We start from the raw sequence: 14,209 nt of genomic DNA, 5'->3' as shown, positions 1-14,209 counted from the left end.
CTCCTGACGGAATACCGTCGGGAGGACAGGGCGGGGGGGTAGGGGAGGCAGGGGGAAAAGGCAAAACCGGCGTGGCCGGTTGTCCACGCTCAGCCTGCGGACAGGGTGAGTTCCTTCATTGCGAAAAGACGCTCGCCATCGATGCCACGCGCGCGGCAATAGGCAAGGAAGCGATCAGCCTCGCGCAGACCCAGGTGCTCGCCAGACTGGTTGATCGCCAGCACATGATTCAACCAGGGCTCCTGGCCCATTGCATACACGTAGGCGCTGTGCGCTGGCCAGGCCTCGATCAGCGCGATGGCCTCGTCGGCATGCGAGCCGCGATCACGCCGGCTGCGGTCCAGCTTTGGATCGATGCGCCGGGTCAATAGATGGCCATAGCCCCAGCTCAGCGGCGAGCCCTCGCACTCCATCCCCAGGAACAACGCATCGATGTCGCCTAGTTCGGCGGCGATATGCCGGTACAGGGCCGGATCCAGGTTGCAGGAATCGGCCAGGCACGCAGTGCTGCAGCCCTTGAGCTGCACGTGATAGCCGGCCTTGCCCTGGATATCCAGATCGCTATGTTCGCCGAGGAACGGCAACGCCGTAATGGCCCCATCGGGCAGCGCAATGCGTTCAAATTCGTGCAGTTCGATGACCCGCTCGAATCCAAGCGCCTGCAGCATGAGTTTCAGCGACGGATCCTGCAGGCGTCGCCCGGCGCTATGCGGCACCACCACGCTGCCGATCCGGTTGCGGAGCCTGAGCAGGATCTCCGGACGGATATGGTCGCTGTGCCCATGGGTGATCAGCACGTAATCGATGCGCTCGGGCAGATCGGCCAGGGTGTAGCGGGGCAGGTCGGTCGGATACTCGTAGGCGACAAACGGATCGATGAGGATGCTGACCTGGTCAGATTCAATCAGCAGGCAGGCGTGGCCCAGATAGCGGATCCGTACCCCGGCAACGGGTGGACGATGGCGCCGAGCTGGCGGCGCAAGATCGAACAAGCGCGCAAATCCTGGACGCTGCGCGGCAGTGATGCCGAGCAGTTCGGCCAGTTCATCGACCACCACCGGCGTGTGCTCGGCGCAGAACAAGGCATCGAGCCGGGTATCGTCCCAGGGCAGGCTCAGCACCGGGGTCTCAGTTGATTCAAGCACCGGTGTGCTGCGCTCGTACGGCAGCCAGTCGCGTTCGACCAGGCCAAAAGCGAATTGTTGCAGGTCGCGTCGATAGAAGCGGCTGCGATACAGCAGGCCTTCGAGCAAGCGCAGGCCGGGATGATCGTTGAGGTCGTAGACCAGTTCAACCAGGCCCGCCAGTTCGGCAGGGATCTGCGCGTACAACGCTTCCAGCGACTGCCCCGTTGCCTGCCGGCGCAACAGATCGTCCAGAGCCTGCAGCGCTGCGGCCAGCGCCAGCGTATCGCCTTGCATGGCCCGGGTGCGCTCAAGCAACTGCGCGATCTCGGTGCTCTTGTCGGTGGGATAATTGATCCACGGCCCGCCCATCAGAACAGGATCGCGCGCCGCCTGGGCGTGCTGCGCGGGCGCACGTAGATAGGACTCCAGGATCGGCAGCTGCTGCTTGGCCACCACCAGCGCAGACTGCACCGGTGGGATCAGCATGTCCCACAGGATCCAGTGATTCAGCAGCGGACGCGCCACGGCATTGGCGCGCAGATAACGTGGTGCATCGGACATGAGCGATACCTGGACTAGAGCGTAATTTCGCAGCGGCCGAACAGCAGTTCGGCATGGCGTCCTTTCGCGTGCGCGGTCGCCTCCAACTGGCGCGCCTCGCGGAACTGCGGCAGATCCTCGGAATACAGAATGCTGGTGATGTGCGTGACCCAGGGTTCGGCGCCCATGGCGTAGACGTAGAGCCGCTCGGGCAGGAAGAAATCCTGCAGCGCGCTGGCCAGCGCGCAGTCGCAGCCGTCCAGGCGCCGCGACTGGTCTTCGCCCCGGGTCAGCATCTTCTGTAGCAGCGGGCCGTACAGCCATGTCGCTGGTGCACCGACGCATTCCATCCCCAGGAACATGCAGTCGATCTTCGGGAACAGCGCTTTCAGTTGCGCGTAGCACTCCACCATCGGCGGACGCGAATCGGCGAACAGCACGCACACCTTGCCGTCCAGTTCCACCGCGTGGACCAGTTTGGCGCGGATATCCAGGTCGGCATGTTCGCCGTAGAACGGCGCGCCGACGATTCTTCCCTGCGGGAACCGCAGTTCCTCGTAGTCGGCCAGTTCCACCACGTTGGCGAAGCCGCATTGCTCCAGGCACAGTTTCAGCGAAATGTCCTGCAAGTCGCCGCCGCCGGCGCGTCCGACCACCACGGTGCCGACGCGGTGGCGGATCCGCAGCAGCGCTTCCATCACCACGTGATCCTGGTGCGGATGGGTGATCAGCAGATAGTCGATCTTGGCCGGCAGATCGTCGAAGGTGAAATGGTCGATGGCGCATTCGCCCGGATAGCTGATCAGCGGATCGATCAGGACGCTGACTCCGGCGCCTTCGATCAGCACGCAGGCATGGCCGAAGTAACGCACGCGCACGCCGTCCGGCGTCGGGTGTTCGGGCAGCGGCGCATCGGTCAGCAAGGCGAGGGCTTCTGCGCGCGTGGTACCGGCTGGCGCGTGGCGAAGGATCAGATCGGCGAGGGCATCGGCATCGGACATGCCGCCGCACAGCTGGTCCCAGAACGGATCGGCGAAGGGCACGCTCAACTCCAGCGAACCGGCTGCCGACGGCAACTGCGGCGTGCTCAGCGCGAACGCGCGTTCCTGTTCGCTGACCGGTTCCAGCACTGCGGTCTGCAGACCGGGGTCGTAGGCGTCGCTGGCGTAGAACTGGCGTTCCATGAAACGCGCACCAGGCTGCTTGCTGACATCGTAGAAGATTTCCAGCTTGTCGCGGATCAGTGGATCGATCTTGCCGTACAAACCGGCCAGGCCGGCGCCCTTGGCTTCGCTGTGCAGCAATTGGTAAAGCGCGGCGATCGCCTCGGCGTAGCGAAGCTGCGGCGCGCAGCGTTGCAGGGTCTGATCGCGCAGCTTGCGTATATCGGCGATATCGCCGGCATGGTCGATGAAAGGGCCGCCACGCATGTCAGGCTCGCGCAGTGCCGCGCGGTGCTGTTCCGGATCCTCCAGAAACGAGTCCATCATTGCCAGATGCGAGTGTTCGGTATACAGACCGAAGGTGAGTGGCGAAATCAGATACGGATGGGCGAACCAGCCATTGATACGCGGGAGCAGGCGGACGTGTTCGGACAGCCGGAAGCGGGGAGATGTCATTAGGGTAGCGACCATGCAGGGCATAGCAATGATGAATTGCAGTCTGTGACCCGGGCGGTGCCGATGCTTGCTTGATCGTGGCAGCGACTTGTCGCAGCGCGCCAACGCGCGGCAGGTCTATATCCAAAGGCGCGTGCGTCTCTGACAATAGCGATTGCCCAAGCATGACAACCTAACGTTTAATGATAAAGAGGACATATGCTCAAATATTCCCCGTTATTTGAAAACAGAAAGGGGCCAACCATCATCTCACCGACAAGCGGGCGGCACTCGCTGCTTGATGTCATCGTCCCCGACATGCCGCGCTACCGGCAGGAACTCAACGAACATGGTGCCATTCTCTTGCGTGGCTTCGAGGTCTCGGAAATAAAACACTTCGATGCGTTTGTCGAAAGCGTATCCCAACAGCAGTACAAATATGTCTATCGATCCACGCCGAGGACCGAGATAACGCACCGGGTATCCACCGCGACAAACTATCCAGCGCGCCTTGAAATTCCGATGCACAACGAATGTGCGTACCATACGACGTGGCCACTCTTGTTGGCGTTCTGCTGCATCGAAGCACCGGCTGAAGGCGGACAAACCCCGATCGCCCCGATGGGCGAAGTGTCCCGAAACATTGGCAAGGAACTGATCGAGCGAATGGAAGAAAAGGGGGTCGAATATATTCGCCATTACCACCCGAACATCGATCTTCCCTGGGAAACCGTCTTCCAAACAGAAGATCGATCGAAAGTCGACGAATATTGCGCAGATAACGGCATCTCTTGCCACTGGAGCGCCGACGGCTTGCTTCGCACCTCGAATCGGGCGCAGGGCATCGCTTTCCATCCGGAGACTTCTGAGAAAGTCTTCTTCAATCAGGCTCACCTGTTCCATGTCTCCAGCCTGGGGCAAGCGCAGTCACAAGCAATGATGAACATGTTTGGCGCCGACAAGCTGCCAAGGCATGCGCGCTTCGGCGACGGCACGGAAATCTCCGAGGATGATCTGCACCGGATCCAACAGGCTTTCTCTAGCGAGGCGCTGATGTTTCGTTGGCAGCCTGGCGATGTCTTGCTGCTCGACAACATGAAATTCGCGCACGGGCGCAAGCCGTACAAGGGATCTCGCGCCGTGTTCGCGGCGTTGATGGAGCCTAGTGGCTGATATTGCTCATCGCGTCTCATCGCGATGGGCATTCGGCAGGTATCTGTGCGAATGGCTCAAGGTGGGCGGCAGGCGAGTTAGTCAGCCAAACAGCATTCTGACATACTGACATAATATACATTATGCGAAATGATGTGTTGACGCTCCTGTGCGCCCTGGCGGCCTATCACTGCTGGTCCCTCCACAGGAAGCGGACTGGACGATGAAGGTAGACACCTACGATCGCGTAGACCTGACCGGCCCTTGGGCCGGTTTTGGTTTTCAAGGGGGCAAGTTCTTCACGCCCGAGGGTCGCGAGCTGCACCCCACGAACATGACCTTCTGGTCGCTGACGTGCTGCATCGCGCGGGAGTGGTCAGTGATGATGGCCGAGGAACGGCAAAGCCGGCGAGACGTGCCGGGAACGCCTGTGGCCACAAGGACGCCAGGAGCTAGGAAGTCTGAGCCGTGCAAGGTGATCTACCTGCGGGATGTGCTGCAGCGTGGCCGCAAAAAGCGGTCTGCAGTGGTGGATGGCGCGGGGTCCGCCGATCGAGCGCAGGTAGTGCTTAGGACGCGTGGGCCTCGAGGTCCACGGCGCGGGTGAGGCGTTATCCGTAGGGGCTATGCCCCTACACCCCGGTCACTTACAGGCGTTTTGCACCACGTTGTCCCAATAGCTGGAAAGCGCGAAGTCGCGATGGACGCCAGCCGCTTCATAGGCGGCTGCACGGCTGGCCCTGGCGCTTTGACATGCAGAGCCATTGGCACTGTCGGAAACGGTCGCACCGCCGGCATAGCTGCCAGCGCCTGCATTGCGGGATTTCAGTTGACGGTCGATCCGATACAGACGCCATTTCTCAGCGTTGCTCTGTTCCGGCACTGGCGTGGCATCCCATGCCTTTTCAGCTTGGCCGGAGGCGCACGGCGCTGACTGATAAACGACCTGGCCGCGCTCGCGGCATTTGTGCACCTGCTGTGCTTGGGCGGGCATGACAATTGCCATCGCCAGCACCACTAGAAATCTTGCTTCCATGCCCTTCCCCTTGGCTGAGGGGGAATCATAACGGACGGTCCGTAGAGGCGCTGCCCCTACACACCTTATTTCCGTGATGCATCACGATTTGCGTAGCATTATTTATCTGACGCGTCAGAATTATTGATCGGATAGCGACTAGACAACTCGGCGACCAGGCGTGCGACGGTCTGCGCGGCAGATCCGTTGTCGATGGACTTGCGGATCAAGTCGAGCAGCAGGCCATCAGACAATTGCCGAGGCGCTGCATGCCCCACGCGCAGACGCCGCGCCTTGCGGGCACGGTAATCGGCAGAACGTTCGGCAGCAGACATGGCAACGTCGCCGCGAGGTGGGCGGCCCACCGGACGATGTTGTTTTTCTGACGCGTCAGAATTATCGGGTGAATTCATGGCGCTCCTGGATCTCCTTCGCATAGATTACGACCAAGCTATGCATGCCTTCAGACACGGCACGGCGCAAGGCGTCGATGATGGCCATATCGCTCATGTCAGCGATCTTGACCTCAGCAAGAAGCTGTGATTTGCGGCGTTGGCGATAGGCGCGGCTATGGTCAGCAGCAGTTTGTGCTGACAACCCATTGAGCGGCGGACGGCCGCGACGCTTGGGCAGCTGCATTTCAATGGTGCCTGGGTCTTTTTCGTCGCGCATCACATAATCCCCTTTTTGCCTTCGCGGCGACCAGCCATGTACCACCGAAAGATGCCGAAGAAAATCAGAACTGCGATTTGAATCCCGACGAGAATATCTTTGGTATCCATGCCCTGCCCCTTGATCTGATGGGTCTATATTAATCTGACGCGTCAGAAAAGTCTAATCACCATTAGTTATATGACGCGTCACATAACTACATCTGCAAGGTAGTGGCCGGCGTCGTGGTGTTCGTGGTGTAGGCCTTGTTGTCCGGGAACGTGCCCTGCGTGCGCGGCCCGTACTCAATGACACCGCCTCGCACCCGGTCGCGGTCAGCGCCGCCGCCGTCACTCCCTACGGTCGCAACGCCAGCAGCGCCACCGCTCCCATCGGGGGCCATGTTGTAGAGCCGTGCGTCCTTCTCACGAATGGGCGCGGTCCAGGGCCACGCGGTCGCCACCATGATGTGCTTGCCAGCTGACAAGCGAACGCCGTACGTGACGACGCTGACGCTGTAGCCCAGGGCGCGCAGCTGCGTGAGGTCCAATTCCTCAATGACGTTGTTGCTCTCGTCGATCCACTGGACCCACGCCCGATCCTGATCCCCTACCCGCGCACGCGCTGACAGCCGTATGCGGCCCTTGTTGGCAAGCTCGGCAACATAGCGCTGTTCCTGCGTGAGATCGGCGAGCGGATCGGGCGGCGGCGGCTGGATCGGCACGCTTGGCGCGCCATTAGCCAAGCCCGCACCCACGTGCGTGGGCTTGCTGGTCTGGCTGGCCGAGGGCACCGGCTTGTTCGGATCGGAACGATCCTTGGTGAAGTAGTGCACGAAAAAGTAGATGCCGACACCACCGACGACGATAAAGATGGCAGCACGCACCGCCATCGCTGCCCAGACGTTTTTACCGCCTTCTTCGTAGACCTCAGTGTTTTCGGCACCAGGGGCATAGCCGTCATACAGCGGAAAAATCGCCGGGTCGTACTTGAGCGTCTGCCCGCCCACCTTCTCAAACTTGCCCGGCGAGGTGGTGTGGAAATACGTCACGCGATATCGGCCCTTCATGCCGATAGCGGTGAGCTTCTGGAAGGTGTTTTTCTTCTCGATACGTGCCTTCACCGCCGAGTGCAGGCGGTTGATCCACTGCGTCATGATGACCGCATCGCCGCCGTTCTGGCCGAGCAGTGCCCAGAAATTCTCCACTGCCGGAGCGAGCGGCTTGCGCTCGTTGACGTAGAACTCATGCACCTCATCGATCACGACCAACGCATCTTTGAATTCGTCGGGAATACACCACTTGCCCGACTCATCCTGCGTGCACGCAAAGAGCTTAGACACGTCCTTGGTGTCCACAAGCACAAGTAAGTGCTGAACATCATTCTCGGCCATGCCCAGGTGCTTGGCGATGCGGTCAAAGCGCAACCCATTGAGACGGGCGAACACGCGGCGTCCCTTCTTGAGCGCAGGCACGATGTGATTCTTTACCGCGTCGTAGCTCTTGCCGGCGCGAGGCACGCCTTCGTTGAAAACTAGCATGTCACCAAATCCCCAACGTCAGCACGCGACGCAACAAATAGAACACCATGGCCGCGCCAATCATCACCAGCGCGGGGCCGATCTTGAACACGTCCGCGAACCACAGAATTGTGCTGCCTGCATTGCCGAGCATGCCGCCGATGCTCTGTCCCTTCATGAAGTCCGGCATCGGCAACAACGTCAGTACGTAGAGAATCGCCGAGAGCGACTGTTCCAGCCACATCACAAACAGGTCGCCCACAAAATCGACAACCGCTTGCCACACCAGTTTGACGGCACGCCACAGCCATGCCGTCAAATCGTTGAACCATCCAGCTTGCATATCGTTGTCCCCAAGTCGAAGCATCAGCGCCGAAATTCAGACATGAAATCGGAATATCCATCCCAAATCGCTTTCAAGGTGCGTAATAGCCACGAAGTGAAATCATTGAAAAAACCTACTTGCATATCGTCGTCCTCAAGTCACAGCGATGCGAAGTGCGGCGTATGCGGCAATGGCCAGAATGACCCAGCCAGCCGCACGCAGAAACGCCAGGAAATCACCGCCGCAGTGAAAATTGATCGTCATGGCGTTCCACCACTTAGACGCGCCCAGCGAAAACACCGGGCACGATCCGCCAGACGGAACCTTCATGAAATCCGTGATGCCGGCAACCATCGGTGTGCCACGCACCTGCGTATTGAATTTGCTCAGCACAGACTCAACAGTCTTGCCGCTTTTCTTGTAAAGCTCAGACATGGGTGCGCCCTCGCCGCCTTCCTCGCCATCACCGTCGCCGGGAAGCGTTCCGCCATCACCATCGCCGTCACCGTCACCGTCACCGTCACCATCGCCGTCCCCGCCGCCATCACCGCCGCCATCACCGCCGCCATCACCACCACCGTCTCCACCGCCGTCTCCACCGCCATCACCACCACCGTCACCACCACCGTCTCCACCACCATCGCCACCACCATCGCCATCACCGCCGTCATCACCGGGCGTGGAAGGTGGCGCATCACCGGCGGAGCAGGTAGCGCCGCTGGGATACATGCCGTTGCCCTTTTCGCCGCCGATGGTGAAGTTGTAAAAACACCCATCGTCGCAACTCGCACCACTGCCATCGGACGAGCTAGCGCCGATCATGGGCGGTCTCGCAGAACAATCCGTCTTATAGGAAAACGCGCCAAACGTCTCATAGCCTGTAATGCCGCCCGTATTCGGACCAGACACCCAGACACACGCAAAATACACGTCATACGACTTGGAAGGAGACAGATCACGCACCACAACATCTTTCGGCGCTGGGTTCCCGTTTGAAGAGCATCTTTCACCAGCGTGACTCTTGAATGAGTTCGCCTCTGCAAATGCCTGGCCCTGATCGCAATCAGAACTAGGCACACACACAACCGAAGGAATGGCAGCACTAGACGCAATCGGAAAGGCAAAACAAGCACACAACACGCACGTAAGTGCGACTGCGATACGAAGCATCACGCGTCCAACCCCTTGACACCTGCCCATCCGCACAGCGCGCCCATGAATCCACAGAACAACAAAATAATCATCGCCCCACCCCAGAAAGAGAGAGGGCGACACCGAAGCGCCGCCCTGCCCTCACCACCATTAGCCGAAGAAGCTTGCAACCTTCTTGGCACCCCACTTGGTGAAGCCCACCAAGGCAATGATTGCGGCCGCTGCGATCATCGCGGTAGCAGCTTCAGCACCGCTCACGCCAGTCAGAATGTCACCCATGTTGTCTCTCCTATTTGATTGATTGATTTACCGGTCGTTGAACATGCCCGCGACGCTGCCGGCAAGGCGTCCCAGGACGAACCACACGATCACAAGGCCGCAGCAGCTGGTGGACCACGCAACAGCGTCTTCCTTGCTAGGCATTGCAAACGCTTCTTGCACCAGCGCATACACGCTGTATTCGCTACCACTGACGAGCACGTAGCCGCTGCACTCGCCAACCGATTGGCCGGTGGGCACCAACGTGCCATCCGCTTGCAGGGCTACGCACATCGCCATGAATCACCCGACCTTTGCGGGCTGCTGTTGCAGCTTCGCAGTGAGGTCCGGAATCAGACGAATGCGACGGCCGAACTCAAGACCGCCGAATTTATTGTTCTGCAACGACTTGGGATCGATGATGTAAAAGCCCTCGCCATACGGCGGTTGATCCTCATCCAGACCGATGGTGAACGGCAGCGGGAAATCGCCCTCACGCAGCACAGCGGCGGTCTGCTCACGGAAATGCGTCGCGGGCTTACCCTCGCGCGCGGGGAACGAACGAACAGCGACAGCGGAACTCATGATCTGAACTTTCATAGTTGGACTACCTTCCAGGCGAATGTCCGGCCGAAAATGAATGTGACTTTCCACGGAGACGGCCAGAACTCTCCGGTAAGCCTGTCGAACCATCCGCCCTTTGCTTTGCGGATATCCGCTTCCCCGCCGAGAGCTTCACGCGCGTCTTTGGGTGCTTTCCACCAGCGCAATTCGCGCTTGGATTCGCTGTTGAGTCCACCAACGCCGTGGGTGCGGAATCCCTTGGGAAAAGCTCCAGCTGTGAGGGCTGTGAACTTGCTCGCGTACTTGGCGAGATAGCCGACGCAGTTGCGGGCTTTTTCCATCTTGGTGTGACCATGTTTCCACCATCCTTTCTGATCGGGCTTGCCAAACCAGATGCCTTTGGCTACCCAGATGAGGAGGTGGTAGTGGGGGCGGAGACGTTGGGTAAGCTCACCGACCCATATGTAACGAAGGCTTTGACCTTTAAACCGGCTGCGCCGATTTGCAGTTCGATTGAGGTGGCTGCGGAAGCATGCAAGTAGGCCGCTAACGTCGCCAGGGCTTGCGTTGCTTCCATCGTCGTAGGTGAGCGTGAGCATGTACCACGCACCTTGTCGCGAACCTTTCCGTGCTTCCTGGTCATGCAAACGCGCTCCGGTGATAACGGACTTGCGCAGCCGTTGCGCCTTCGACTGAAGGGGATCAATTTCGATGGTGACGGTGCCGGTTGGCTTGCCGCCCGTTTGAGTTGTTTTGTAATGGACAAGCCCAAGGGCCAGCGCTGCGCGCTGGCCCTCTGGGGTCAATGCGATCGGATGGGCAGCGTCGAACTCACGCACGCTTGTGCCGACGACGCGCTTATTCTTTTGGAGGGTCTCAGCGGCTAATTCAGTGCGGCGCGTAGCGGCCTGCATGACGCCGATAGACGCATCGAACGCGGACAACTCACGCGATTGCGTGGACTGTTCCTGCATGCGTATGCGTGCGTTTTTACCGGTGCATGCGACGCATAGGCCACCGGGTAAAAAGTAGACGGTCGTTTCACCGCAGAACGAGCATGTGCCGTCAGCCACGGTAGACCTGCATAGCAGAGTCACGCGCCTGAGCAGCATCGATACGCGATGAGAAATAGCTTTGCTCGATGAGTTTGCCGTTGACAAAGATGGTCAAGACATAAATGCGCCGACCGCCGTGCACTGGTGCAGTAGAAATGCACCATTCGACAGATGGGGAATCAGCCACGGCGCACCTCGCGATATGCGATTGCGACCAATGCGGCTTGCTCGATCTGAGCGACCATCGCGTCGTGCTTGCGATCAAGCCGCCACACAATTAGGCCGGTGATTCCCTGGCCGAGTAACAGGCAGGCAGGCGCGATGGAGATCAGCGCGAGCAGCTGCAAGACGAAATTCGGATGCACCCCACTACCCCCTCCCCTGCCCCTTGACGCGGACCCCGGAGGGGAGCCGGGGGTGCGCGGTGTCGAGTACCACTCGTCACGGGGTGCATATAAACTAAAACTCGACACCCACGTCAAGTAAAACTCGACATGCAGACGATAAATAAATTGCTTGACACAGCGCTAAAAGCGCGCAATGAGCCGTCGGACCGCCAGCTGGCGAAGCATCTCGACGTGTCTCCGAGCGCCATATCGCTTTGGCGGAAAGGCAAGCCCATCAAGGACGACCACTTGATGGCGTTGATCCACCTAGCTCAAGCAGACCCAGCAATTGCGGTGCTTGTACGAACCGAAGGCGCTGAAAGCCCGGAAGCGAAGAAGGCCTGGAGCGTAGTGTGGGACAGACTGTCCCCGGTCACTACGGTGATCGGGGCACTGGCGCTGGTGGCAATCGGCATACACGCAGGCGCGCATGACGCGCTGCTGGCGGCCCTTTCGCCGGTGGCCGTTACCCACCCTCTATACATTATGCGAAATGACGTAGCGGGCAGCGTGAGCGCGGCTCCGCTGGATCTGGCTGTTGATTGCCGCTGTCAGTTTTTTAAATTCGTGTCCTTTTTCCTCGGATCGTGCCCCTCATTGATTTGTAAGGACTTTTTCTCTCCCACGGGACACGATCCTAAGGTAAGGCTGGGTGCTCTCCGCGTAGTCAGCACGACACCATGCCTTGCTTGGCATCAGGGAGCCGCTTTGCCGCGACTTCGCTTAGACCGCACAGGTTCTGGATGCTTGGGCTGACTCCGTCCAACATGTTGCTGCCAGGCTGCTTCGAGTGCTGCCGGCAGATCGTTCAATTTGGCCAGTTGTGCCTCAAGTGCATCGGCGCGTGCCTGTTGGATCGTGAGGTCTTGGCGGAGCTCGGAAACATTGCCTTGTGCGCGATCTAGCGCTTCCTCAAGTTGGCGCTCAGTCAGCGCTGCTTCTCGCCGGCTCGTAGCTAGCTGCTGCTTGGCCTGCTTGGACTCCTGACGCGCACGGTCGATCTCAGCATGTGCCCGGTCTTCAGTGGTGCGCACGTGTTGGCTCAAATTGTCGCGCTCGGCACGCGCCACATCCTGCAATTCCTGGAGCTGGATCCGCAACATTTCACTGGCGCCTTCTGCACCGGTGGCACGCAAAGCTAAGGCGTCGCGCTGCTGGCCAAGTTCGGCCAGTTGACGCTGAAGCTGCTCGACAAGACGATCCAGCTCCGAGGTCCTTGCAGCAGCGAGCTGTTCCGCTTGCTGAGCCTCGTGTGTCAAGCTTTTCAGCCGGGCAAATTCGGTCTGCATGGTATGCCGATCTCGCTCTAAGGTTTCTCGGGCGTCTAGGAGGGATGCACGATCAGCAGCCAATGCCTCATCAGCGTGCACTCGGGCGTGGTCCAGCGCCAACGTCCACCACTGCCCTGCCAAGGACGCGACTGCTTCAGGCACGTTGGCCGTGGTGATCCGGACTTGACGGTCCGTTGCCAAGCGAGAACCCAAACCCTGCCACCAAGTCTCCAGCCAGCGCACAACTGTGTTCGGTGACCCTGTACCCAGGTGGGCGCGGATGCGCTCGACCGTGGGTCGTTCGCCATCTGCAACAAGTGCATCGGCGGCGCCGTGCACGTCGGATTCGGTGATGCCTCTGGCCATTGCAACTGTCTCCAATACTGGCGCCCTGCCCCGGAGTTGACGTACTCACGATAAGCGATGATTATCGTGGCTACGTTTGCTTATTCGTAGTGCACATTACATACTATGAAGAATAATTCCACCAGCAGCGCCCTCGCCCAGACGGTCCAGCACTTGGTGCTGCCCGAACAGCTGGCGCAACGGGCGGCGGATGCGGTGCGCGAACTGCTCGCCGAAGCGGCCGCCGCCAACACCACCCGCAGCTACGCCAGTGCCCTGCGCTAATGGGCCGGCTGGCATGCGGCGCGCTACGGCATCGAGCTCGCCTTGCCGGTACCCGAAGCCACGGTGCTGCAGTTTGTGGTGGACCACGTGCAGCGCCGCTCGACTGACGGCGAGCTGGCGTGGGAGCTGCCGCCGATGGTGGACCAGACCTTGGTGGCCGCCGGCCTGAAGGCCAAGCTTGGGCCCTGGACCTTGGCCACCGTACGGCATCGGGTCGCCGTGCTGTCGACCGCGCACCGGCCCAAACAGGTGGCCAATCCCTGCGAGCAGCCGGCGATCCGCACGGTGCTGAGCCGGGCAGCCCGGGCCGCGGTCAAGCGCGGTGAGCGACCGCGCAAGAAGACCGCGATCACCCTACCCGAGCTGGAGGCGATGCTGGCCACCTGTGACGACAGCCTGGAAGGGATCCGCGACCGCGCCCTGCTCTGCTTTGGGTTCGCCAGCGGCGGCCGCCGGCGTAGCGAGATCGCCGCGGCCGACCTACGCGACCTGCGCCGGATCGGAGAGGCGGGCTACCTCTACCGCCTGGAGCACAGCAAGACGCAGCAGGCTGGCGTCACCGCGAGCTCGACCCCGGATAAGCCGGTGCTGGACCGCGCTGCTGTGGCCCTTGAGGAATGGATCGCCGAGGCGGGCATTAAGGAGGGGGCGATCTTCCGCCGTCTGTGGAAGCGCCGCGTGGGCCCTGCCCTGTCCCCCGCCGCCGTGGCCGAGATCGTGCAACGCCGGGCGAAGCTCGCGGGAATCGAGGGAGACTTTGGGGGACACAGCCTTCGCTCGGGCTTCGTGACGGAAGCCAGCCGCCAAGGCGTGCCGCTGGCCGCGATCATGCAGATGACCGAGCACCGGGCGGTGTCGAGTGTTGTAGGGTCGACATCCCCCCGCCCTGAGTAGCGGCCTGGTTTAGAGTCCAGGGCTGATGATATCGGTGTTTGCCAGATGTTGGGCATACGCAGCCGGTGTCAT

Annotated in this window: 17 protein-coding genes and 1 pseudogene; 4 read left to right on the top strand and 14 right to left on the bottom strand. The window is 60.5% G+C overall.

The features are described from left to right. Window positions 1-89 precede the first annotated feature (89 nt). Both GGR62_RS19550 and GGR62_RS19545 read right to left on the bottom strand, forming a co-directional pair. Window positions 90-1,688: an MBL fold metallo-hydrolase gene (locus GGR62_RS19550; RefSeq protein ID WP_184409497.1), complete on the bottom strand. Its 1,599-nt coding sequence runs from the start codon at window positions 1,686-1,688 to the stop codon at window positions 90-92. Window positions 1,689-1,702: 14 nt separating this feature from the next. Further along, window positions 1,703-3,286 (bottom strand): MBL fold metallo-hydrolase, encoded by a 1,584-nt coding sequence (locus GGR62_RS19545; RefSeq protein WP_184409496.1) that lies wholly within the window; start codon window positions 3,284-3,286, stop codon window positions 1,703-1,705. 198 nt (window positions 3,287-3,484) lie between these two features. Here GGR62_RS19545 and GGR62_RS19540 point away from each other — a divergent pair, with 198 nt between their 5' ends. Further along, window positions 3,485-4,438 (top strand): TauD/TfdA family dioxygenase, encoded by a 954-nt coding sequence (locus GGR62_RS19540; RefSeq protein ID WP_184409495.1) that lies wholly within the window; start codon window positions 3,485-3,487, stop codon window positions 4,436-4,438. Window positions 4,439-4,640: 202 nt separating this feature from the next. Next, window positions 4,641-5,024: a DUF3653 domain-containing protein gene (locus GGR62_RS19535; protein ID WP_184409494.1), complete on the top strand. Its 384-nt coding sequence runs from the start codon at window positions 4,641-4,643 to the stop codon at window positions 5,022-5,024. Window positions 5,025-5,060: 36 nt separating this feature from the next. On the opposite strand, the gene GGR62_RS19530 is transcribed toward GGR62_RS19535, so the two are convergent. The 11 genes from GGR62_RS19530 to GGR62_RS19480 all read right to left on the bottom strand — a co-directional run bounded on the left by GGR62_RS19530 (window position 5,061) and on the right by GGR62_RS19480 (window position 11,303). After that, complete coding sequence (locus GGR62_RS19530; RefSeq protein ID WP_184409493.1) at window positions 5,061-5,453, bottom strand: DUF4124 domain-containing protein; 393 nt, start codon at window positions 5,451-5,453, stop codon at window positions 5,061-5,063. Window positions 5,454-5,551: 98 nt separating this feature from the next. Beyond that, complete coding sequence (locus GGR62_RS19525) at window positions 5,552-5,845, bottom strand: hypothetical protein (RefSeq protein ID WP_184409492.1); 294 nt, start codon at window positions 5,843-5,845, stop codon at window positions 5,552-5,554. After that, window positions 5,829-6,104: a hypothetical protein gene (locus tag GGR62_RS19520; RefSeq protein WP_184409491.1), complete on the bottom strand. Its 276-nt coding sequence runs from the start codon at window positions 6,102-6,104 to the stop codon at window positions 5,829-5,831. The genes GGR62_RS19525 and GGR62_RS19520 overlap by 17 nt, the downstream gene beginning before the upstream one ends. A gap of 196 nt (window positions 6,105-6,300) precedes the next feature. Further along, window positions 6,301-7,623, bottom strand: coding sequence for a zonular occludens toxin domain-containing protein (locus GGR62_RS19515; protein ID WP_184409490.1), 1,323 nt, complete (start codon window positions 7,621-7,623; stop codon window positions 6,301-6,303). A gap of 1 nt (window position 7,624) precedes the next feature. Beyond that, window positions 7,625-7,945 (bottom strand): phage coat protein, encoded by a 321-nt coding sequence (locus GGR62_RS19510; protein WP_184409489.1) that lies wholly within the window; start codon window positions 7,943-7,945, stop codon window positions 7,625-7,627. Between the two features lie 135 nt (window positions 7,946-8,080). Then, window positions 8,081-9,133, bottom strand: a complete 1,053-nt coding sequence (locus tag GGR62_RS21485) for an attachment protein (protein WP_326520281.1) — start codon at window positions 9,131-9,133, stop codon at window positions 8,081-8,083. A gap of 96 nt (window positions 9,134-9,229) precedes the next feature. Then, entirely contained in the window at window positions 9,230-9,358 is a 129-nt protein-coding gene (locus tag GGR62_RS19500; RefSeq protein WP_005918131.1) for a Phi-Lf prophage-derived major coat protein, read from the bottom strand. Window positions 9,359-9,385: 27 nt separating this feature from the next. Then, a complete protein-coding gene (locus GGR62_RS19495) occupies window positions 9,386-9,637 on the bottom strand; it encodes a hypothetical protein (protein WP_184409488.1) in 252 nt (83 codons plus the stop codon). A gap of 3 nt (window positions 9,638-9,640) precedes the next feature. Further along, window positions 9,641-9,937: a G5P family DNA-binding protein gene (locus tag GGR62_RS19490; protein WP_011037222.1), complete on the bottom strand. Its 297-nt coding sequence runs from the start codon at window positions 9,935-9,937 to the stop codon at window positions 9,641-9,643. Continuing rightward, window positions 9,934-10,875, bottom strand: coding sequence for a replication initiation protein (locus GGR62_RS19485; RefSeq protein WP_184409487.1), 942 nt, complete (start codon window positions 10,873-10,875; stop codon window positions 9,934-9,936). The genes GGR62_RS19490 and GGR62_RS19485 overlap by 4 nt, the downstream gene beginning before the upstream one ends. Window positions 10,876-11,135: 260 nt before the next feature. Then, complete coding sequence (locus GGR62_RS19480; RefSeq protein WP_184409486.1) at window positions 11,136-11,303, bottom strand: hypothetical protein; 168 nt, start codon at window positions 11,301-11,303, stop codon at window positions 11,136-11,138. Between the two features lie 147 nt (window positions 11,304-11,450). Between GGR62_RS19480 and GGR62_RS21345 the strand changes: the two genes are divergently transcribed. After that, window positions 11,451-12,098: a DUF3693 domain-containing protein gene (locus GGR62_RS21345; RefSeq protein ID WP_326520280.1), complete on the top strand. Its 648-nt coding sequence runs from the start codon at window positions 11,451-11,453 to the stop codon at window positions 12,096-12,098. Here the strand turns inward: GGR62_RS21345 and GGR62_RS19470 are convergent. Then, a complete protein-coding gene (locus GGR62_RS19470) occupies window positions 12,038-12,979 on the bottom strand; it encodes a DNA-binding protein (RefSeq protein ID WP_039815236.1) in 942 nt (313 codons plus the stop codon). The two genes, GGR62_RS21345 and GGR62_RS19470, sit on opposite strands and share 61 nt — an antisense overlap. Window positions 12,980-13,084: 105 nt before the next feature. Between GGR62_RS19470 and GGR62_RS19465 the strand changes: the two are divergent. Then, window positions 13,085-14,137, top strand: a pseudogene (locus GGR62_RS19465) (site-specific integrase). Window positions 14,138-14,209: the final 72 nt, after the last annotated feature.

Source organism: Xanthomonas sp. 3075 (assembly GCF_014197275.1).
Taxonomy (GTDB): domain Bacteria; phylum Pseudomonadota; class Gammaproteobacteria; order Xanthomonadales; family Xanthomonadaceae; genus Xanthomonas; species Xanthomonas campestris_B.
The sequence above is the reverse complement of the archived record's forward strand: the minus strand, read 5'-3'. Positions and strand labels throughout refer to the sequence as shown.

What these genes read in the sequence shown, in the direction of transcription:
- GGR62_RS19525 (WP_184409492.1), bottom strand. Translation starts at nt 5,845, where the DNA reads ATGAATTCACCCGATAATTCTGACGCGTCAGAAAAACAACATCGTCCG.
- GGR62_RS19530 (WP_184409493.1), bottom strand. Translation starts at nt 5,453, where the DNA reads ATGGAAGCAAGATTTCTAGTGGTGCTGGCGATGGCAATTGTCATGCCC.
- GGR62_RS21345 (WP_326520280.1), top strand. Translation starts at nt 11,451, where the DNA reads ATGCAGACGATAAATAAATTGCTTGACACAGCGCTAAAAGCGCGCAAT.
- GGR62_RS19510 (WP_184409489.1), bottom strand. Translation starts at nt 7,945, where the DNA reads ATGCAAGCTGGATGGTTCAACGATTTGACGGCATGGCTGTGGCGTGCC.
- GGR62_RS19470 (WP_039815236.1), bottom strand. Translation starts at nt 12,979, where the DNA reads ATGGCCAGAGGCATCACCGAATCCGACGTGCACGGCGCCGCCGATGCA.
- GGR62_RS19520 (WP_184409491.1), bottom strand. Translation starts at nt 6,104, where the DNA reads ATGCGCGACGAAAAAGACCCAGGCACCATTGAAATGCAGCTGCCCAAG.
- GGR62_RS19515 (WP_184409490.1), bottom strand. Translation starts at nt 7,623, where the DNA reads ATGCTAGTTTTCAACGAAGGCGTGCCTCGCGCCGGCAAGAGCTACGAC.
- GGR62_RS19535 (WP_184409494.1), top strand. Translation starts at nt 4,641, where the DNA reads ATGAAGGTAGACACCTACGATCGCGTAGACCTGACCGGCCCTTGGGCC.
- GGR62_RS19500 (WP_005918131.1), bottom strand. Translation starts at nt 9,358, where the DNA reads ATGGGTGACATTCTGACTGGCGTGAGCGGTGCTGAAGCTGCTACCGCG.
- GGR62_RS19545 (WP_184409496.1), bottom strand. Translation starts at nt 3,286, where the DNA reads ATGACATCTCCCCGCTTCCGGCTGTCCGAACACGTCCGCCTGCTCCCG.
- GGR62_RS19490 (WP_011037222.1), bottom strand. Translation starts at nt 9,937, where the DNA reads ATGAAAGTTCAGATCATGAGTTCCGCTGTCGCTGTTCGTTCGTTCCCC.
- GGR62_RS19495 (WP_184409488.1), bottom strand. Translation starts at nt 9,637, where the DNA reads ATGGCGATGTGCGTAGCCCTGCAAGCGGATGGCACGTTGGTGCCCACC.
- GGR62_RS19540 (WP_184409495.1), top strand. Translation starts at nt 3,485, where the DNA reads ATGCTCAAATATTCCCCGTTATTTGAAAACAGAAAGGGGCCAACCATC.
- GGR62_RS19550 (WP_184409497.1), bottom strand. Translation starts at nt 1,688, where the DNA reads ATGTCCGATGCACCACGTTATCTGCGCGCCAATGCCGTGGCGCGTCCG.
- GGR62_RS19485 (WP_184409487.1), bottom strand. Translation starts at nt 10,875, where the DNA reads ATGCAGGAACAGTCCACGCAATCGCGTGAGTTGTCCGCGTTCGATGCG.